Source organism: Bacillus sp. FSL M8-0166, assembly GCF_038008825.1.
In the GTDB taxonomy this organism is placed as follows: domain Bacteria; phylum Bacillota; class Bacilli; order Bacillales; family Bacillaceae; genus Bacillus; species Bacillus safensis.
In genome coordinates, this window is the sequence record NZ_JBBOZZ010000001.1 from 3,448,498 (window position 1) to 3,468,880 (window position 20,383).

Annotated in this window: 20 protein-coding genes and 1 riboswitch; of the genes, 11 read left to right on the forward strand and 9 right to left on the reverse strand. The window is 42.1% G+C overall.

Translation table 11 applies throughout. The features are described from left to right. Positions 1-11: 11 nt before the first annotated feature. Complete coding sequence (locus NSS92_RS17735; RefSeq protein ID WP_340869676.1) at positions 12-617, reverse strand: TetR/AcrR family transcriptional regulator; 606 nt, start codon at positions 615-617, stop codon at positions 12-14. An 89-nt stretch (positions 618-706) separates the two neighbouring features. Here NSS92_RS17735 and NSS92_RS17740 point away from each other — a divergent pair, with 89 nt between their 5' ends. Further along, positions 707-1,255 (forward strand): hypothetical protein, encoded by a 549-nt coding sequence (locus tag NSS92_RS17740; RefSeq protein WP_034280914.1) that lies wholly within the window; start codon positions 707-709, stop codon positions 1,253-1,255. A 37-nt stretch (positions 1,256-1,292) separates the two neighbouring features. On the opposite strand, the gene NSS92_RS17745 is transcribed toward NSS92_RS17740, so the two are convergent. The 3 genes from NSS92_RS17745 to NSS92_RS17755 are packed head-to-tail and all read right to left on the reverse strand — an operon-like array spanning position 1,293 to position 3,860. After that, the gene (locus NSS92_RS17745; RefSeq protein ID WP_267586645.1) at positions 1,293-2,231 is read right to left on the reverse strand and encodes a metal ABC transporter substrate-binding protein; all 939 of its coding nucleotides are present in this window, start codon (positions 2,229-2,231) and stop codon (positions 1,293-1,295) included. Between the two features lie 13 nt (positions 2,232-2,244). Beyond that, a complete protein-coding gene (locus NSS92_RS17750; RefSeq protein WP_267586644.1) occupies positions 2,245-3,117 on the reverse strand; it encodes a metal ABC transporter permease in 873 nt (290 codons plus the stop codon). Further along, positions 3,117-3,860: a metal ABC transporter ATP-binding protein gene (locus NSS92_RS17755; RefSeq protein WP_024423467.1), complete on the reverse strand. Its 744-nt coding sequence runs from the start codon at positions 3,858-3,860 to the stop codon at positions 3,117-3,119. Before NSS92_RS17755 ends, NSS92_RS17750 begins: the two co-directional genes overlap by 1 nt. A gap of 412 nt (positions 3,861-4,272) precedes the next feature. Between NSS92_RS17755 and NSS92_RS17760 the strand changes: the two genes are divergently transcribed. From NSS92_RS17760 to NSS92_RS17790, 7 genes are all read left to right on the forward strand, one after another. After that, a complete protein-coding gene (locus tag NSS92_RS17760; RefSeq protein WP_324290829.1) occupies positions 4,273-6,372 on the forward strand; it encodes a heavy metal translocating P-type ATPase in 2,100 nt (699 codons plus the stop codon). 142 nt (positions 6,373-6,514) lie between these two features. Next, the gene (locus tag NSS92_RS17765; protein ID WP_025094107.1) at positions 6,515-7,201 is read left to right on the forward strand and encodes a DsbA family protein; all 687 of its coding nucleotides are present in this window, start codon (positions 6,515-6,517) and stop codon (positions 7,199-7,201) included. Further along, positions 7,198-7,611, forward strand: coding sequence for a disulfide oxidoreductase (locus NSS92_RS17770; protein ID WP_041107782.1), 414 nt, complete (start codon positions 7,198-7,200; stop codon positions 7,609-7,611). Before NSS92_RS17765 ends, NSS92_RS17770 begins: the two co-directional genes overlap by 4 nt. Before the next feature lie 149 nt (positions 7,612-7,760). After that, positions 7,761-8,372, forward strand: a complete 612-nt coding sequence (locus tag NSS92_RS17775) for a trimeric intracellular cation channel family protein (RefSeq protein WP_267586642.1) — start codon at positions 7,761-7,763, stop codon at positions 8,370-8,372. Between the two features lie 314 nt (positions 8,373-8,686). Continuing rightward, complete coding sequence (locus tag NSS92_RS17780) at positions 8,687-10,702, forward strand: Na+/H+ antiporter (protein WP_267586641.1); 2,016 nt, start codon at positions 8,687-8,689, stop codon at positions 10,700-10,702. Positions 10,703-10,765: 63 nt separating this feature from the next. Then, positions 10,766-11,635 (forward strand): ROK family protein, encoded by an 870-nt coding sequence (locus NSS92_RS17785; protein WP_340870075.1) that lies wholly within the window; start codon positions 10,766-10,768, stop codon positions 11,633-11,635. A gap of 68 nt (positions 11,636-11,703) precedes the next feature. Then, on the forward strand, positions 11,704-12,549 hold the full coding sequence (locus NSS92_RS17790) for an aldo/keto reductase (RefSeq protein ID WP_024423460.1): 846 nt from the start codon (positions 11,704-11,706) through the stop codon (positions 12,547-12,549). Between the two features lie 39 nt (positions 12,550-12,588). Here NSS92_RS17790 and modB read toward each other — a convergent pair whose 3' ends face one another. The 4 genes from modB to NSS92_RS17810 form a co-directional block, all read right to left on the reverse strand. Continuing rightward, positions 12,589-13,254 (reverse strand): molybdate ABC transporter permease subunit, encoded by a 666-nt coding sequence (gene modB, locus NSS92_RS17795; protein WP_340869687.1) that lies wholly within the window; start codon positions 13,252-13,254, stop codon positions 12,589-12,591. Further along, positions 13,254-14,033 carry a molybdate ABC transporter substrate-binding protein gene (gene modA, locus NSS92_RS17800; RefSeq protein ID WP_340869689.1) on the reverse strand — a complete coding sequence of 260 codons (780 nt, stop codon included), beginning with the start codon at positions 14,031-14,033 and terminating at the stop codon, positions 13,254-13,256. Before modA ends, modB begins: the two co-directional genes overlap by 1 nt. 115 nt (positions 14,034-14,148) lie before the next feature. Beyond that, a complete protein-coding gene (locus NSS92_RS17805; protein ID WP_340869691.1) occupies positions 14,149-15,999 on the reverse strand; it encodes an LTA synthase family protein in 1,851 nt (616 codons plus the stop codon). 123 nt (positions 16,000-16,122) lie between these two features. Further along, a complete protein-coding gene (locus NSS92_RS17810) occupies positions 16,123-16,608 on the reverse strand; it encodes a metal-dependent hydrolase (protein WP_095409555.1) in 486 nt (161 codons plus the stop codon). A 171-nt stretch (positions 16,609-16,779) separates the two neighbouring features. Here NSS92_RS17810 and NSS92_RS17815 point away from each other — a divergent pair, with 171 nt between their 5' ends. The 3 genes from NSS92_RS17815 (at position 16,780) to NSS92_RS17825 (ending at position 19,331) form a co-directional block, all read left to right on the forward strand. Continuing rightward, positions 16,780-17,208, forward strand: coding sequence for a MarR family winged helix-turn-helix transcriptional regulator (locus NSS92_RS17815; RefSeq protein WP_048237430.1), 429 nt, complete (start codon positions 16,780-16,782; stop codon positions 17,206-17,208). Positions 17,209-17,289: 81 nt separating this feature from the next. Then, positions 17,290-17,433 carry a small acid-soluble spore protein SspJ gene (gene sspJ, locus NSS92_RS17820; RefSeq protein WP_142945189.1) on the forward strand — a complete coding sequence of 48 codons (144 nt, stop codon included), beginning with the start codon at positions 17,290-17,292 and terminating at the stop codon, positions 17,431-17,433. A 121-nt stretch (positions 17,434-17,554) separates the two neighbouring features. After that, a riboswitch (Lysine riboswitch) is annotated at positions 17,555-17,733 on the forward strand. A gap of 191 nt (positions 17,734-17,924) precedes the next feature. Continuing rightward, positions 17,925-19,331: an amino acid permease gene (locus NSS92_RS17825; protein ID WP_041107769.1), complete on the forward strand. Its 1,407-nt coding sequence runs from the start codon at positions 17,925-17,927 to the stop codon at positions 19,329-19,331. A 41-nt stretch (positions 19,332-19,372) separates the two neighbouring features. Here the strand turns inward: NSS92_RS17825 and NSS92_RS17830 are convergent, their stop codons facing one another. Beyond that, positions 19,373-20,311, reverse strand: a complete 939-nt coding sequence (locus NSS92_RS17830) for an iron-hydroxamate ABC transporter substrate-binding protein (RefSeq protein ID WP_267586632.1) — start codon at positions 20,309-20,311, stop codon at positions 19,373-19,375. Between the last annotated feature and the right edge of the window lie 72 nt (positions 20,312-20,383).

Consider the following 20,383-nt stretch of genomic DNA (forward strand, 5'->3'; position numbering starts at 1 on the left):
ATGCTCTCCAATTAGGGAGACATGTCTTTTTTTGTGATGGATTGCAGGTGCATCTGCAGTATGGAGCGTATGAGCTCAGGCGGTAATCGTTCGGGCTGTACAATTCCATTCAATGCAAGCCCATTGATGACCGTATAAAGCCGCTCAGTTTCTAATAAAAGATCGATATCATCTAGCAGCAGCCCATCCTCTTTCAATTTCATTAAACAATATTGAACCGTTTGGAAAAGCTCGTCATACATCTTTGCATTGAGCGGCTGTAGATCTGGTTCAGTCAGCGCCTTGACTGTAAAAGCCTGCCACACCTCCATTTCAAATTTTCTTTCTTCATCAAGTGGAAGAAGCTGCTCCAATAAAGTGAGGACATTTTCCTCCGTTGAACCGTTTAATGCAAGCCTTGTAATCCGCTCCTTGACTCTTTCCTGAATTAAATGCATAGAGAATAGAAATAACTCTTGCTGTGTGGAAAAATAATGACGCATAGAGCCGGCTGAAATTCCAGCTTCTACTGCTATTTTTCGTACAGAAGCGCTTTCCAATCCCTCTTGTTTAATCACTCTCATTGCAGCTTGAGCGACCTTTTGTTTTTGTTTATGGTGATCGACGATTTTTGGCATACATTGATTTTAGCATAGCTGTTGTTTTTTTAACACATCTGTGTTATTTTTTATTTAATACAATCGTATTAAAAAAGGATGTGGAAAAATTGGTCGGGTTATTGATTGTGGCATGTGAAATTGGTTTTTGGCTGTTTATTCTAATGGGCTTAACGCTGCGTTATGTGTTTAAACAGAAAAAGTTGGGTGCTTTCTTTCTTGTCTGTACGCCGATTTTGGATTTAATCCTTCTTGCTGCAACTTATATAGATTTAAGGCAAGGGGCTGTGGCGAGTGTCATCCACGGGCTTGCGGCTGTTTATATTGGTGTGAGTCTGGCCTTTGGCCATCAAATGGTGAAATGGGCAGATGCCCGGTTTGCTTATCGATTTGCAGGAGGCCCTAAGCCAAAGGGAAAACCAAAGTACGGGAAAGAGCGGTCTGTGTATGAAATGGTCGGCTGGGCGCGGCATTTCATTTCTTATGTTATTGGAGCGGGGCTGTTATATGGATTGACCTATCTCATCCAAGCACCAGAGCGGACGGAAGCGCTGATGCAGCTTGTCAATACATGGGGGATGATCTTAACTATTGATTTCATCATTAGCATCAGCTACGTCATTTGGCCGAAAAAACATCCAGAAAATATAACAGGCTGACAAAAAAGACAGGTGGATTCACTCCACCTGTCTTTTCTTATGATGACAGCCCTTTGTAAATGGTGTCGATATTCCATTTCATCATCTTATAGTAGCTGTCTCCATCATCCCCTTCTTTTCCAATAGAGTCAGTGAAGACTTTTCCTTTGATCGGAACCCCGGTTTCCTCAGAGAGGCTTTCAAGGCTGCGTTTATCAACACTTGTTTCAAGAAAGAGGGCAGGAACTTGATGATCTTTAACAAAATGAATGATGCGCTTCATTTGTCCAGGTGTTCCTTCACTTTCTGTGTTGATCTCCCAAATGTAGCCGGCTTTCAGTCCATACGCCTCTGCAAAATACTTGAATGCTCCTTCACTTGTGACAAGGAGCTTTTTGTCTTTTGGCAGCTGATCAAATTTGTCTTTTGCTTCATCGTGAAGAGCTTGAAGCTTTTTGATATAGGCTTCTGCATTTTTTTCGTAATCCTCTTTATGCTCAGGGTCTGCTTGAATGAGCGCATCTCGGGCATTTTGGGCATAAAGGACCCCGTTCTCGACATTCAGCCATGCGTGCGGGTCCTGCTGGCTTTCAAGGCCTTTTGAAGACAAATGCTTCACTTTGACGCCTTTACTCAGCTCGGCTACAGGTGCATCATCCCCGTCCTTGCCGCTCGATTCAAGCAGCTTTTGAAACCAGCCGTTTCCTGTTTCAAGGTTCAAGCCATTATATAGAACAAGGTCTGCATCCGTCGTATACTGAACATCCTTTGGCAGTGGGTCAAATTCGTGTGGATCTGTACCAATAGGAACAATGCTGTGAATAGAGACATGCTGCCCGCCTACTTCCTTCACAATGTCATAAAGAATGGAGTAGGTCGTGACAACTTTTAATGTGCCGTCATCTTTACCGGAATTACTTTGCTGGGTAGAACAGCCTGCGATGACCATAAGGGTAATGAATACTGCGGTCAAACGGATTGCAAATACCTTCTTCATATATGTCCTCCTTTTACATAGACGCTTCCTTTTTTAAGTGCGTTCGTTTTCGTTTAGATTTTAATGATCTCCATAGAATGCCTTGCTTTGGTGAAAAGATAAAGGCACTGCCGAATAAAATGGTCGCGACCAGCACGATGGAAGCACCAGATGACAAGTTATACGTAAAACTAAGCCCTAGACCTACGACGGCAGAAACAGCACCGAAAAAAGCTGATAAATAAATCATGATCCATAGCCGGTCCGTTAAGAGATAAGCGGTGGCTGCCGGCGTGATCAGCATGGCAACGACAAGAATAATCCCAACGGTTTGCAGTGATGCAACGGTCACAAGGGTCAATAAGGTCATAAGAAAATAATGAATCATTCGATTCGGCAAACCGTAAACCGAAGAAATCACCGGATCAAATGAACTAACGAGCAGTTCCTTGTAGAAAACGATGACGGCTAGCAAAATAAAAATGCCGATACCAAGTGTAATCCACATATCAGATGACCGAACCGCTAGAACGTTTCCAAATAGAATATGATATAGATCACTTGAACTTTTTAAAAATGTAATCAAAATAATCCCGATTGAGAAAAAGGCAGTGAAGACAATGCCGATGGCAGAATCATTTTTTATTCGGCTGTTTTGACTCACGTAACCGATTCCAATCGCTGTTAACACCCCAGTTAAAACGGCCCCGAAGAAAAAATTAATTCCCAGCATATAAGAGATGGCGACACCTGGCAGTACGGCGTGTGAAATGGCGTCTCCCATCAGGGCCATGCCGCGTAAAATGATAAAGCAGCCAATAACGCCGCAAATGATGCCTACCATGACAGATGTAAATAGCGCTTTTTGTAAAAAAGCATATTCAAAGAGCCCGGTTAAAAATTCCATTACACGTCTCCTCCTGCTGATTTTAAGAATGGCAGCTGTGTTTCATATGCTTCCAGCATGATCTCTGGGCGAAGGATGTCGTGTACAGGCCCTGCTTTGATGAGTTTTTTATTTAACAGAACAAGATGGCTGAAATAATCATCTGCTTTACTCAAATCATGATGGACAACCAAAATGGTTTTCCCTTCATCTCTTAATTCCTTCAAAATGCGAACCATCGTTTCTTCACTTGCCATATCAATCCCGACAAACGGTTCATCCAAACAGAAGAGCTGTGCGTTTTGCGCAAGTGCCCTTGCAAGGAAGACACGCTGCTGCTGACCTCCGGATAACTCACCGATTTGTCTTTTGGCAAAGTCCTGCATCCCGACTTTTTCTAAACAGTGGTACGCATATGCCCGGTCTTCTTTTTTGGGACGTTTTATGAGTCCAAGCTTCGGATATGTTCCAAGTAGTACGGTATCCAGCACATGAATAGGAAACGTCCAATCTAAATCATTTCTCTGCGGTACATAGGCGATCTGTTTTCTGACTTGTTTAAAGGGCTGTTCAAAAAAACGAATATCCCCTTGGTCTTTTTCAATTAAATCCAAACATGCCTTGAGTAACGTCGATTTACCAGCACCATTTGGACCGATGATTCCTGTCATTGTCCCTTCCTGTATGGAAAGAGAGACGTTCTCTAATGCATCCTGTCCGTGATATGAGACATGAAGACGGTCGATTGTTAAAGCATTTGACATCTCTTGCGGCCCCTTTCGATCATCATTGCACTTCCTAAAGATATATGCATAAATTAAATAATTTTGACTAAAGGATGAAATGATTCTCTAACGCTAATTTGTTTCCTTAGGGAAACTTTTATTTTATTCTAAGCGTCTGTCCTTCTTTTGTAAAGAGAAAAACTGCAAATGATCGTTTTTATGTTATGCGGGGAGCGGGGGACATGAGCTTGGTTTATTGAAAATCCGGGTGACAGGATTGGACACAAAAAACCAATTATTTCTTCAGAAATGATTGACAGAAGACAAGAACTCCTCATATAATAAAGGTAATCCAATATATGAATATATGCTCATATATAAAGTTTTTGTTTTTTAATAGGTTTAATCGATCCAGGGAACGTTACTTATCATATAGAAAAAAGGTGAGAACATGAAAAAAATGAAGGATGAATACGTATTAAGCGGTCTTGATTGTGGAAACTGTGCACGTAAAATTGAAACAGGTGTCAGCAAAATGGATGGCGTTGAAGCTTGTTCCGTTAATTTTGCGACAGGGACATTGACTGTCACACATGCAGATAAGCAAGAAACGATGTCAAAACGTATTGAAAAAACGGTTCAGTCCATCGAACCTCATGTGAGTGTATCACCAAAAGAAGAAGGACATCACCACGATCATGATCATGGGACAAAAAATTTAAAGGCGATTGTGCTGAAATTAATTGGCGGTGCAATCATTGGAACAGCAGCTTATTTTATACCAGAAGATGGCTTACTGAAATTTATCACGTTTTTCGCAGCTTATTTACTAGTCGGCGGTGATGTGGTTTTTAAAGCGCTGAAAAATATCGTGCGCGGCCAAGTATTTGATGAGAACTTCTTAATGACCATTGCAACAGCTGGCGCTTTTGTGATTCAGCAATATCCAGAGGCACTGGCAGTGATGCTGTTTTACCAAATTGGAGAGCTGTTCCAAGGGGCAGCAGTGAACCGTTCAAGACGATCCATTAGTGAATTAATGAATATTCGTCCTGAATATGCGAATCTCAAAGTAGGAAATGAAACGAAAAAAGTGAAGCCGGAAGAAGTAAAAGTAGGCGATCGTATCGTCGTGAAACCGGGCGAAAAAATTCCCCTCGATGGTCTTGTCATTGAAGGCTTTTCACTCGTGGATACCTCTGCATTAACAGGTGAGTCTGTGCCGCGGGATGTAGAAGCAGGAAAAGAAGTTCTTGCAGGATTTGTGAATCAAAACGGTATTCTTGAAATTGAAGTGCAAAAAGGGCTAAGCGAATCGGCAGTGACGAAAATTTTAGATTTGGTTGAAAATGCGAGCAGCCGAAAAGCACAGACAGAAAACTTTATCACAAAGTTTGCAAAATACTACACACCAGCTGTCGTTGTATTAGCATTGCTGCTTGCCTTTGTGCCGCCGCTTCTCATTCCATCAGCTCAATTGTCTGACTGGGTTTACCGGGCACTCGTTTTCCTTGTTATTTCTTGTCCTTGTGCGCTTGTCGTGTCCATCCCATTAGGATTCTTTGGGGGAATTGGGGCAGCATCTAAACGAGGCATCCTTGTAAAAGGCAGTAACTATCTAGAAGCACTAAACTCTGTGAGCTATGCTGTATTTGATAAGACGGGCACACTCACAAAAGGAAACTTTACGGTGACAAATATCGTGACAACGAGCGGCAAGTGGTCAGAAGAAGAGCTGCTTTCTTTTGCAGCTTTAGCAGAAGCCCATTCCTCACATCCGATTGCTGAATCAATTAAAGCGGCATATGGTTCACCGCTTGATGAAAGCCAGATCGAAGCCTATGAGGATATTGCGGGACATGGAATTAAAGCGACCATCAGTGGTTCCCAAGTCTTGGCAGGAAATCATCGCCTGATGGAACGAGAAGGCATTTCGTATGAAAAAGAAAAACGAAGCGGAACAGTTGTGTACATGGCCATTAACGGTGAGTTTGCCGGATCAATCTTGATTGCAGATGAATTGAAGGATGATGCAATTGAAGCTGTCTCTGCTCTAAAAGCATCTGGCATTCAAACAGTCATGCTGACGGGAGATGCCAAGCAAGTCGGAACAGCGGTCGCACAGCAAATTGGCATTGATGAAGTACATGCAGAATTATTGCCGCAGGATAAGGTAACGAAATTAGAAGAAATTGATCAGAAAAAAGCGCCTCAAGAAAAATTATTATTTGTTGGGGACGGGATCAATGATACACCGGTATTAGCAAGAGCAGACATAGGAATTGCAATGGGTGGACTTGGTTCAGATGCAGCGGTAGAAGCGGCTGATATCGTCATTATGACAGACCAGCCGTCAAAAGTTGCAGAAGCCATCGCTGTCGCTAAACGAACAAGAAGAATTGTATGGCAGAATATTGCATTTGCGCTTGGGGTTAAAGGTGTTTTCCTATTACTCGGTGCATTTGGTATTGCGACTATGTGGGAAGCCGTCTTCTCGGATGTCGGTGTGACCGTACTCGCTGTTTTAAATGCCATGAGGGTGATGAAATAAAATTGTAAGGAAAAATTCATGAATACCATCTTTCATAATGACCCCCCTCTTGTTAAAATAGAAGAAGTTGGATAATGGCATTTTTCTAAGCTGTTATCCTTTTTCTTTTTGAAGGAATGAAAAAGATAAGGTAGGTGCTTATGTGAGTAAAAAAAATAATCAATCTTCATCCATTAAATTTGCTGTCATTTTAACTATTATTGCAGCTCTTCTCATCGGACTATTCGTCGTCATTGGAAATAACAACAGCAAAGAAGCGCAAACAGTAGACAGTAAGCCTTCTATTAAAGGACAGCCTGTTATGGGGGATAAAAACGCAGCGGTGCAAATCGTCGAGTTTGGGGATTATAAATGTCCGTCATGTAAATCATTTGAAACAGACATTTTCCCAAAACTGAAAGCGGACTACATAGATAAAGGCGATGTATCATTTTCGTTTATTAACTTGCCACTTCCTGTTCATGGAGATGGCGCAGTGCTGGCAGCACTAGCTTCTGAAGAAGTGTGGAAAGAAGATCCGAAAAACTTTTGGGCATTTCATGAAGCTGTCTATCAGGCACAGCCAGATAGTGAAGCCGAATGGGTCACGCCTGCTAAGCTGACGGAACTAGCGAAAAAGACAACAAAAATAGATACGGACAAGCTAAAAGATAACCTATCAAAGAAAACATATCAGCCGCAGCTGAACACAGACGATCAGCTTGTGAACCAATATAAAGTGAATGCAACACCAACACTTTTCATTAACAACAAACAAGTCCAAAACTTTTATGACTATGATGAAATCAAAGAATTAATTGATCAAGAGCTCAAAGGGAAAAAATCATGAGGAATAAGCTTGTTTACTTATACAGTGCTTGGATCGTCTCTATCGTTGCGACGATGAGCAGCTTGTATTTAAGTGAAGTAAAGAAGTTTATCCCATGCGATATGTGCTGGTTTCAGCGCATTTTCATGTACCCGCTCGTGCTTTTACTTGGAATTGCGACATTCAGAGGCGATGTGAAAGTGAAATATTACGTTCTGCCTTTGGCTGTGATTGGCGCTTGTTTTTCTATCTATCATTATATGGAACAAAAGATACCAGGCTTTGCATCGATTCGCCCTTGCCTGAGCGGTATTCCTTGTTCCGTTGATTATTTAAACTGGTTTGGTTTTATCACCATTCCACTACTAGCCCTTATTGCATTTATTCTCATCATCATTAGTATGCTGCTGTTAAATGCAAAAGAAGATTGAAAGAGATAGCCTGCTCATAAGCGGGCTATTTTTTATTTTTGCAAAAAGATAAAATTTAAAGAAAATTTGTATTGCTTTTCGCCTGTGTCAGATATACATTAAGGGAGTAGTGTTAGATGATCAGATAATGGTAAGGAGATAAGCGGAAAATGGCATGGGAAGTCTTAAGTATCATTGGCATTGTCGCATTCGCCATTAGTGGTGCGATTGTGGCAATGGAGGAAGAGTACGATATTCTTGGTGTGTACATTTTAGGGATTGTGACAGCATTTGGCGGTGGAGCGATTCGGAATCTATTAATTGGTCTTCCGGTGTCTGCTTTATGGTCACAGGGCAAAATGTTTACCATTGCCCTTGTATCCATTACGATTGTGTTTCTTTTTCCAAAGCTTTTGCTCAAGCACTGGAGCACATGGGGAAATTTCTCGGATGCGATCGGTTTAGCAGCGTTTGCGATTCAAGGCGCATTATTTGCTGTGCAAAGAGAACTCCCGCTCAGTGCGGTCATTGTGGCAGCCATTTTGACTGGAAGCGGCGGCGGTATTGTGCGTGATTTATTAGCAGGGCGAAAGCCGCTTGTGCTAAAAGCAGAGATTTACGCCGTATGGGCAGCCCTTGGCGGCTTATTCGTCGGACTCGGCTTAGCGCAAGGAGAGCTTGCTTTATATCTGCTGTTTGTCATCCTCGTCGGATGCAGGGTTTGTTCCTACTTATTCAAATGGCGTCTTCCCGCCAGGTCTTATTTTTTAAATAAAGGGTAAAACGAAAAAAGGGCGATTCCGCTCTTTTTTTTGTGTTTAATAAGAGCTGAATATCAGCAGATGATGGAGTTTTCGTGTAAAATAAAAGCAGGGTCTTTTGTTCATCATTTGAACAATACATATGATGAAAATTTTGTCAGCTGGCTGAATATCTGGATTCAGCCTTTTTTTGCCTAGATGGATTGTTATGTGTTGGTTTCACATTTTGCGGAATACTAAAGAAGCACTTCTGATCGGACGGATGGATGAAATGAACACATCTTTGCATGTAAGCAAAACTTGACGAAAAATATACATAGGAGGGACATGTACTAGTGGAGATTTTTTTGGCAGTGCTCGTACTACTGGCACTTATTGCAGCATCTAATATTATCAATCGTTTTGTCCCCTTTATTCCCGTTCCGTTAATTCAAGTGGGCTTAGGAATATTGGTGGCAGCTTTTCCTTCAGGTTTACATATTTCTTTAAATCCTGAACTCTTCTTCGTTCTATTTATTGCGCCGCTGTTATTTAATGACGGGAAGCGTACCCCAAGGGACGAGCTATGGAAATTAAGAGCACCGATTCTTCTTTTAGCGCTTGGTTTAGTGTTTGCTACCGTGATTGTAGCGGGATATACCATTCATTGGATGATTCCAAGCATACCGCTTCCAGCCGCATTTGCACTTGCAGCGATTTTATCACCGACAGATGTGGTGGCAGTAAGTGCTTTATCCAGCCGTGTGAATATGCCAAAGGGCATCATGAGATTGCTGGAGGGCGAAGGGCTGATGAACGATGCGTCAGGACTTGTCGCCTTTAAATTTGCCATTGCCGCAACGGTGACGGGAGCCTTTTCAATTGCTCAGGCATCCTTTAGCTTTGTGCTGATTGCCGCAGGTGGTTTATTGACTGGATTTATTCTATCCTTTTTTATCATTCGTTTTCGCTATTTCCTCCGTCGTTTAGGAATGGACGATGTCACGATGCACATTATCCTGCAAATCCTTACACCATTTGTGATTTATTTAGCAGCGGAAGAAATCGGTGTATCCGGCATTTTAGCCGTTGTTGCAGGTGGTGTCACACATGCCATTGAGCAAGATCGAATGGAAGCAAATTTAGCCAAACTGCAAATTGCTTCATCAAACACATGGAATATTATTTTATTTATTTTAAACGGACTCGTTTTCGTCTTACTTGGATTACAGATTCCGGATGTTTCTACAGTCATTTTCCAGGATGAAGCCTTTAACAACATGCAGGTGATTGGCTACATCTTAATCATTACGCTATGTCTCATGGTACTGAGATTTTTATGGGTATGGCTGTTCTGGGCAGGTAACTGGAGTGTAACGAAAAAACAGAATGTGAAAAAACCGAAGCTGCGGGCTTCGATGCTCATGACATTCTCTGGTGTCCGCGGGGCTGTGACATTGGCCGGTGCCTTCTCCATTCCATTTACGCTTGCGGATGGATCACCATTTCCTGAGCGGCACTTGATTATTTTCCTCGCAGCAGGCGTCATCTTATGTACACTCATTTTAGCCAGTGTGTTACTGCCTCTTTTATCTGAGAAAAAAGACAAGCAAATCGACGTGGACTTGGATACTAAGATTCAGCATGCGAAACGGAAGCTGCTGAGAAGTGCCATTAAAACGTTAAAAGAAGGTATGAATGAGGACAACAGGGAAGTATCCCTTGCACTCATCAATGATTTCCGAATGAAGCTAAGAAATATTCAGCGTGAACCATACCAATTCGGGATGAGAAGACAAGAGCGAAAAATCAGACTGCACGGTATCAAAGCAGAACAGATGAAACTTCAACAATTAATTGATGAAGAGAAAATTGACAAGGAAGAAGCCTATGAGCTGCAAGAGAGATTCCATGAGCTGGAAATGCTGTACTCAAACTCTTTCAAAATTCGTTTTTCAAAAGTGAAGTTTCTGCGCTTGCTTCAATGGCTGCAATTATGGCGGCCGAATCAGCACATTTCAAGCGGCATTTTAGAAAACGAGGAATCGTACAAACAAATCCGTAAGAAAACCGCTGAAGCTGCAGTAAATTCGATCAAACATCATATGACAGATGAAAACCAGCAAACGTGCCACCAAGTCATTGGTTTTTACAACCAAGTGATTTACCGCTGTGAACACGGACCAAGCTTCTTCCAGCAAAAAGACCGTTCATTTGACCGGAAGAAAAAAGAGCTTAACTTCCAAGCTGTACAGACAATTCGAAATGAAATTCAAACCTTATATGAAGATGGTGAGATCAATCGTGATATTGCCCATCATTTAAGGGAGTATATCAATGATATGGAGGCTGTTCTGCTCACCAATACGTGATGTTGTCATCTTCTCCCCCATGTTTTATGATGAAGAAAGAGAACGAGCAGGGGGAGATCAATGATGGCGTATTATGGAGCAATTGAAGCTGGGGGTACAAAATTTTGTTGTGCAATCGGCAATGAGCATGGAGACATCTTAGAGGAAATGACGATTCCGACAGAGCACCCGGATAAAACAATACAAAAGCTCATTCCATTTTTCGAGCAGCATGAAATCGCAGCATTAGGAGTCGGCTCCTTTGGACCCATTTGTGTTCAAAAGGACGATCCTTCATACGGTTATATCATGAACACACCGAAAGTGGAGTGGAAGCATTACCCGTTCATTCCAGAGCTTGAGAAGCAATTAGGTGTCCCAGTATCTTTTACAACAGATGTCAATGCCGCAGCACTAGGTGAATTAACAAAAGGGGCAGCCAAAGGGCTAAGCAGCTGTTTGTATATCACGGTCGGTACAGGCATTGGTGCGGGAGCTGTTGTGAAAAATGAGCTTCTACACGGCCATTCACATCCTGAGATGGGACATATCCTTATCAGACAGGATGAATCAGACCCGTTTGCAGGTGTCTGTCCGGCACATGGAAATTGCTTAGAAGGGCTGGCAGCTGGACCAGCGATTGAGAAAAGGTGGGGGAAACCTGCCAAAGAGCTTACGCAGGAAGAAGCGGTTTGGGCACTTGAAGCAGATTATTTAGCGCAGGCGCTTATGCAGTACTCGCTTATTTTAAGCCCAGAGCGCATCATGATGGGCGGAGGCGTCATGAAGCAAAAGCAGCTATTCCCACTAATTCGAGAGAAGCTAGCTGCTTATGTCAATGATTATGTGGACCTGCCGCCGCTTGATACATACATTGTCTCCCCTGGACTTGAGGACAAAGCTGGCATGACAGGTGCGCTGCTCTTAGCCATCGAAGCGAAGAGAAACGCCTGATAATAGAGTTTTGAAGCACAACATGAGATAATGAAAGAGATGGAATCTATAAAAAGGTGGTTGTTAAAATGGTCAAAAGCTTGAATGATACCGTAACACTGAATAACGGAGTGGAAATGCCTTGGTTTGGTTTAGGTGTATTCAAAGTGGAGGACGGCAATCAAGTGGTAGATGCCGTAAAAGCAGCCATACGAAACGGATATCGCAGCATTGATACGGCAGCCGTTTATAAAAATGAGACAGGCGTAGGAAAAGCGATTAAAGAATCTGGCGTGAAACGAGAAGACTTATTTATTACGTCTAAAGTATGGAACACAGATCAAGGCTATGAAAAAGCGCTTGAGGCGTTTGACGCAAGCTTAAACCGATTAGGTCTTGATTACTTAGACCTCTATTTGATTCATTGGCCTGGACCAAATGCAGATACATTTAAAGACACATGGCGCGCACTTGAGAAGCTTTATAAAGACGGGAAAGTCAGAGCCATTGGAGTCAGCAACTTCTACATTCAGCATTTAGAAGAGCTGTTAAAAGATGCTGAGGTCGTTCCAGCTGTGAACCAAGTTGAGTTTCATCCGAAATTGACACTTGTTGAACTGCGTCAATATGCAAAGGAAAAAGGCATTCAAATTGAGGCATGGTCTCCGCTGATGCAAGGGAAGCTATTAGACCATGACGTATTGAAGGACATTGCTGCACGCTACAACAAATCTGTTGCTCAAGTCATCTTGCGCTGGGATCTGCAAAGCGGTGTCGTGACAATTCCTAAATCAATCAATGAAGAACGCATTAAACAAAATGCAGACATCTTTGACTTCGAGCTTTCCAAAGAAGACATGGAAAAAATCGATGCATTAAACAATAACGAACGCGTCGGCTCGAATCCAGAGACGATGACGGTTGGGTTTGAATAAATAAAAAAATCCTCTTTCTCATGTGAGAAAGGGGATTTTTTACGTACTGCTTCGGCGCACAGCCAAGAGCATGATAAAAGATAAGATTACAATACAAATCGTCCAGGCCCAAGCGAGCTCCATTCGTCCAGAATCAATCGCCACATAGATAGCAGTTGGGAGTGTTTGAGTTTTTCCTGGAATGTTGCCGGCAAACATTAAGGTCGCCCCGAATTCTCCAAGGGCTCTGGCAAAACTGAGGATGCTGCCTGACAAGAGGGAAGGCAGGGCAAGTGGTACAGTAATATAAGCAAAGACTTGGAATGAATGAGCACCATCTACTTTTGCAGCCCCTTCAATGTCTGACTCAATCGTAGAAAATCCAGCTTTTGCAGATTGATACATAAGCGGGAATGCCACTACCGTCGATGCAATAACTGCCGCCCACCATGTGAAAATGACCGGCTGGTGGAAGATCCATTCAATCGCGCCCCCGATCATGCTATGCCTTCCGAATATGACGAGCAATAAAAACCCTACAACCGTTGGCGGGAGGACAAGCGGCATCATCAAGAGCGTTTCTACGATCATTTTCCCTTTAAATGATGTTCGCGCCATCCAATAGCCAATCATTGTACCAAAAACAGTTGCCAGCAGCCCGCTCACAACGGCAATTTGCACGGACAGCCAAATGGGAGAAAGGAATTCTTCAGTCAGCATGGGCATTATGTCACTTGAAAGCCGTACTTTTTAAAAATGGATTTGGCTGTTTTTGATTGAAGGAATTGAAAAAAGGACTTGGCTTCCTCTAAATGTTCTGTCCCTTTTACGATTCCTACTGGGTAAATAATCGGGGAGTGCGTGTCCTGATTGGCTTCAGCTGCAATATTTACTTTATTGGAAACGAGGGCGTCTGTCTTATACACAACACCTGCTTCCACATTTCCTGTTTCTACGTAGCTTAAAACTTGCCGCACATCCTTGCCGTACACAGCGTTCTTTTTCACTTGATCCCAGATGTTCAGCTTTGTGAAAATCTCTTTGCCGTATGTACCAGCAGGAACGGATTCAGGTGTGCCGAGAGCAACCTTTCCTTTTATGTGCTGAACGTCTTGAAAGCTTTTAATAGAGGGAGAGTGATCTTTTGGCACAATGAGTACAAGCTCATTTTGGATGGCATCCTTGATAAAATGTTGATCGATGTCTCCAGATTGCACAAGCTCATCAAAGGGCGCTTCAGCTGCTGAGAAAAAGAGATCCGCCTTTGCCCCTTGCGCAATTTGCTGCTTCAATGCGCCGGATGACCCGAAATTATTTGTTAATGTCACATTCGGATGCTCATCATTATAGGTGGATTCAATTTCCTTTAGTGCATCCTGAAGACTTGCCGCAGCTGAAATGACAAGCTCTGTTTTTTTGGTTGTTGTACCCGATGACTTCATCTCTGTTTGACACCCGCTCAGGAGCAAACAGATGGCGATGAAGGCGAAGAACGCATACTTCATGTTCACACCTCTTATTATTCAATATCATCTGTATCCTTTATTATAAGCAAACTTATTTGACCATTCATAGGCTTTCAGTAAAAAGAGAAAAGAAAAAGCCGCCAGAAGGCGACTTTTATTGCTGATAAAAACGGAGCAAATTCCCATTGATCACTTTGTCTGATAAGGAAAGCTCTTTATTGGCTTTTTCGATATAAGGCTGACACACTTCATCCTGTTCAACAGGTTCTTTTGTTTTTTGATCATAGCAGGTGTTCTTTGTATAGAGATAATCATCTGTAATAAAGTTCCCGTTTCTCAAAACAGCAAAAGGCGTCCGTTCGTTTGAAAATAAGTCATTGCCAAATTGAATGGCATCCTTCGTTTCAATACCGAGTAAGTGCAGGAGTGTCGGCTTCACGTCTATTTGCCCAGCTGTTTCAGAAATTGTCTGCGGTGCTTGATCTGTGACACCAGGAATGTAAATCAAAAAAGGAACCCGCTGCAATTTAACAGCGTCATACGGTGTGATCTCATCTTTTTTGAGCAGCTCTGCCATTGCCTGATGATGTGCCTCGGAGATGCCATAGTGATCCCCCATGAGAACAAACATTGTATTGTCATACAGTCCTTCTTCTTTCATACGTTCAAAAAAGGTCTTAATGGCTTCATCTTGATAGCGGACAGTCGTCACATAACGGTTTAAAATGGCGCTGGACGAATCATATTCATCAATCAATTGATCTTTTGGATCGATTTCAAATGGAAAGTGATTGGTCAAGGTAATGAACGTGCTGTAATAAGGCGCCTTCAACTTTTTTAAATAATCAATGGATTGGTCAAAGAAGTCGATATCCTTTAAGCCCCAGCCAGTTGAATTCTGTTCATTGACCTGATACGAATCGACATCATAAAAGCGGTCAATCCCAAACGATTCATACATCACATCACGATTCCAAAACGTTTTATTATTCGCATGAAATTGGACGGATTGATAGTTCTCTTTTTTCAGCTGCTTGTATAACGTGTCATATTCGTTGTCACTCGCTGTAAAAAAGACAGCGCCGCTGCTAGATGGGTAGAGGGAATTTGCGACAATAAACTCTGAATCCGATGTCTTTCCTTGCTCAGTCTGCTGATAAAATTCATCAAAATAAAAACTCTTTTTAGTGAGTTGATTTAAAAAGGGAGTGATGTATTGTCCATTCACCTTTTGATCGACGACAAATTGCTGTGTTGATTCAAGTGAAATGAACACAACGTTCTTGCCTTTAGCAAGTCCAAAATACTCTTCGTTTGGTGCACTGTAATCAGCTTTTGTGTAGTTTGCTACGGTTGAAAGTGTATCTTCATCTGCAAAGGCTTTTTGTCCAATTCGCGCTGTTTGGGCAGCACCGTCATACAGGTGGAACTGGAACAGCCCAAGGTTTCGTACAATCACTTCTCGATCATAAGAGCTTGTCAGAAAGCGAGGGTGATCCATCATGGCTGAACTGACATGAAACAATAGAAAGCTGCAGCACACGGCATAGTATGTTTTGATCGACTTGAAGGATGCTTTTGGTGCTAAAGGTTTGCGCTTTAACAGCCACGCCAGCACCACGAAATCAATGAGCATCAGCAAAAACAGCGGGTGGAACAATTCTGTCATACTGCTGCCCATATCTCCCATGTTTTTCGCTTGGAATAATACAGGGATCGTAATGAAATCAATATAAAATCCATAAAAGATCGTATTCGCTATGAGAATCGCCGTCAAAATAAAATTTGCGGTCAATAAAAAAACCTTTTGCTTCGTTTCATTTAAAAAAAGAGCAATCCCAAACAAAGGGAGCAAAAAGCTAAGTGGATTGATTAAAAGCAGCCATTCATGAAACAGATTGGCCGTTCGTATGTGAAATCCGAATTGATAAATAATGTATGTTTTCATCCACATGAAGAGGATGGAGTACACTAAAAACCAGTGATTTTTGAAGAACGCTTTCATTTATGTAGCTCCTCACCATTCTGTATTCAGCTGCAAGGCAAAAACACTTATCTTAAACCTACTAAAAAAATGAGGAATGATCAATTCATATCCTGTGTTTTTCGGAAAACTCTTTTTGATTCATTAGAATGGGATGGATATGCCGCAGATGACAGCGATGTAATAGCAGGTAACGACGGTGAGAGCAGCCAGTACGACTTGTTCTCCTGCGCTGCCTGTTTTGACATAGAAGGGAAGACGCACTTTAATGGAAGCAGGAAATAAAAATTTAATCCCGTTCACTGTTCCTGCATCCAGGATGAGATGGCTTGCCATCCCGACTAGTAAACCGATACTTAGGCTGTCATTTGGAATGTATGTTGTCGCTAGAAAATAAATGATCAGCAAAAATAATAAACTGTGTGTAAACGTGCGATGACCAAACACACTGCTGATCAGTGTCGAGAGCAGCGGGAATTTTCTGCCGATTTTACTTTTTGTATGGCAAAGGTCAGGGATCAGGGCACCTGCTGATCCAGCAGCAGCCATCGTCACTGGGTCGAATCCATAATAGTAGGCAACGGCTGTGGAGGCGGCAATTCCGCCCATGATGTGTGTTTTTCCTGTCATGATGCGTACTCCTGTTCTATCTTTAGTTCAAGTACTCACTATATCAAGGGTGGATTCATTCAGCAAGGCTTATTTCTAAAGAAAAAGAGGCCAAAAGGGTTGGCTGAATGGAAAAACATTCTATAATAAGGGGGAAGTCATGTTGATACTAACGATAAGGATGCGATTCGGATGGGTAATGCAGACATTTTAAAAGAAATTGTTCTTGTACATTATGAAGTCAGCCGTAAATTAAACCGCAAGTTACTTGAGTTAGAGAAAGACATCACGCCACCGCAGATATATGCTCTTTCTATTTTGATACAAGGCAAAGTATCACATGCCGAAGAGCTGAAGCAAAGACTCTCTTTAAACCCTGGTGCAGCCTCTATTGCACTCAATAAATTATGTGAGCAGGGTTATATTCAAAGAGAACGGGACAAGGACGATTCGTCACTTGTCCGTTTAGAAGTCACGGAAAAAGGGCTGGCCATTTATGAAAAGCATACACGTCTTTTCGGAAAGGTGATTCAGCATATGATGTCAGACTTCACAAAGGATGATTTAAAAACCTTTCTGACGTACTTGCAAAAAATGAGACAGACCTTTCATGATGATTGAGCCTCTTCCTTTGTATAATGCTGAGCGCTGTAGCGCAAATTAAACAGGCAACCGTATTATATGAAAAGGGAGGAAACAGCGATGTCATTTTTCCAAAAGGATAAAAAGGCGAAAAGTGAGAAAGACCATCAGCAGGTAGATCAGCTGTTAGAGGAAGCAAGTAAAGAACTAGCAGGCGATCCGCTTCAGGAAGCTGTACAAAAGAAGAAAAACAACCAACATTAATCAAGTAAAGGGCAGAGAAACAGTTCTCTGCCTTTTTTCTATGTTTTTCCCTTTGACAGATGTGAGAATGTTTGATAACCTTCGTGTAGTAAAAATGAATAGAAATCCTCACGCTATGTCTCAGTGAGGTAGAGGTTGCGCGGATGATGAGTCACTCATAGGAGAGATGGAATCGTAGATCATGAGAAAAAAGGCATCAGCGCCGAAGTGTAGAGAGAGCTCCAACTTTCTTTATGCTGGGTCTGCATTGAATAAATGCAGGACTGCCACGTCTTTGAAGCGTGGAGGGCTATCCGGAGATCAAGGTGTATGTTTTGAAAAGCATGGACTTTTGTTCAGGCTTTTTTTTATGTTCTGAGTAACAAAAATAAGGATATGCTGTTAAAAAGTAATCCATGATGAACATAAAGAATGCAAGTCATTGCTTCACAAATATATCAATGAAGATACTGCCGGGTCTGGTCCAAAGTGAATAAAACGGAGGTACGGAAATGGAACAGACAAAAAAATGGGGTTTTTGGTTATTGACGGCTTTTGTCGTCGGAAATATGGTAGGTTCAGGCATCTTTATGCTGCCAAGTACGCTTGCCCAGCACGCCAGTCCTTTAGGTGTGACGATGGCATGGCTTGTCACAGGCGGCGGTGTGCTGATGATTGCGCTTGTATTTGGGCATTTGTCCATTCATAAGCCGCAACTGACGGCTGGACCACAAAGTTATGCAAGGGCGCTTTTTAAAGATCCGAAAAAAGGGAAAGCGGCCGGTTTTACAATGGTTTGGGGATATTGGGTGGCGAGCTGGATTAGTAATGTCGCGATTATTACAAGCCTTGCTGGTTATTTAACGACTTTTTTCCCTATCCTCACCGTGAAGACTGAGGTTTTTACCTTTGGAAAAGAAGCGGTCACACTTGGCCAGCTCATGACGTTTATCGTATGTACCCTTCTTCTATGGGGAACACATACCATTTTAATCACTAGCTTAAGTGCTGCAAGTAAATTGAATTTTATTACGACCTTTTCGAAGGTGCTTGGATTTGTCCTTTTTATTGTTGCGGGATTATTTGCATTTCAAACGGCATTATTTGAACATTATTACTTCCCAGTTGAAACAGGCGGAGAAGGAGTGCTCGGACTTGGTGGCCAAATTCATCATGCGGCTATTTCCACACTATGGGCATTTATTGGGATTGAATCAGCTGTCATTTTATCAGGAAGAGCATCCTCACAGCGTGATGTGAAACGTGCGACGATTACAGGTCTTTTAATCGCACTTTCGATCTACATGATTATCACATTGATTACAATGGGCGTTCTGCCGCATGATCAATTGCAAGGCTCTGACAAACCATTCGTGGATGTGCTTCAGCTTATTATTGGGCCAGCTGGCGGAATTGTCATGGCACTGCTTGCGATTATTTGCTTGTTTGGTTCGATGCTTGGCTGGATTTTACTTGGTTCAGAAGTACCGTATCAAGCAGCAAAGGCTGGTGATTTTCCAGCAGTATTTGCAAAAACAAACAAAAAAGGAAGCCCTGCTTTCGCTTTGACTGTTACAAATATAATGTCACAGCTGTTTATCTTCTCTGTGATGTCACGTACGATTAATGAAGCTTTTACCTTTTTAACCACATCAGCGACACTTGCGTATCTTATTCCGTATATTGTGTCTTCCATCTACAGCTTTAAGGTCATCATGCAAGGTGACACATATGAGCTTCAAAAAGGAAACCGAACAAGAGACGGTATCATTGCACTTGTTGCGATGGGATATTCAGCTTGGGTCATTATTTCAGGAACAGCCGACTTGAAAACTTTTGGTCTTGGAATCGGTCTATTCTTAGTGGGTATTTTGCTTTATCCACTCATGTCAAAAGGATTTGCCAAAGAAACGGTATAAGATAAGGAAGACGTTTCTCCAGAGATGGAGAAACGTTTTTTTTATGATGCAGATGTCAATCGGTCCACAATGAACTCTAGCTGACCTTCTAGTGACACTGGGTCATTAAAGAAGTAACCGACTGGATCTATTTCAAATACATGTTTATTTTTGACGGCAGGAAGTGATGTCCAAATGCTGCTTTGATACACTTGGTCTCCATTACTTTTTGAACCGCTCCATGGACCTGTGAAAATATAGTCGCCTGCGAATTCTGGCAGCTTCTCAAGAGAAATATTTGCATAGCCGACACCGCTGTCGATCGCTTCTTTTTTGACGGCCTTCGGTGCTTTTAATTTCAGCTCGTCATAAATGATTTCTCCCCCGCGGCCAAAGGTGTTTCCGAAGATATAAATACCTTTATCAAATGGCGATACGATCGAAACCGTTTTGCTACCGACAGCTTTTGTTACCTTTGGTTTCACCTCAGCAATTTTGGTATCCCATTTCGTGATCCATTCTGTTGCTTTTTTTGGTGTACCTGTCATTTTACCGAATTCTTTTAGCTGGTCTTTGAAGGAATATTGGTTGTATTTAACCGCTACAGTTGGAGCGATTTTTTTGTATTGATCAAACTTCTCATCTTCTCCCCAAGCAATAATCATATCTGGCTTCAAAGCGGCTACCTTTTCGACTGATGGGGTCCTTCCGAGATTTTCCACTCCATCTGTTTTCCCTTTATAAAAAGGGTTTTTAAAGATGGGTGATGTTGTAGCAACCGGCGTCTTGCCGAGTGTGACGAGGTCCCCGTAATAGCTTTCTGCAAGAAGCACTATTCGTTTCGGATTTTTCGGAAGCTTCACTTCACCTTTGGCATCCTGATATGTGATCATGTCATTCTTTTTCGCTGCAGATTGTTTATTTGAAGTGCTGCCGCAAGCGGCTGTAAAGATCATAAGGATGGATAAAGAAATCAAAAGAAATCCAGTTCGTTTTTTCACAAAAATTCTCTCCTATTCACTTTTCCTTGATAATGATTCTCATTTTCAATTTTATCGTAACATGATAGGAAT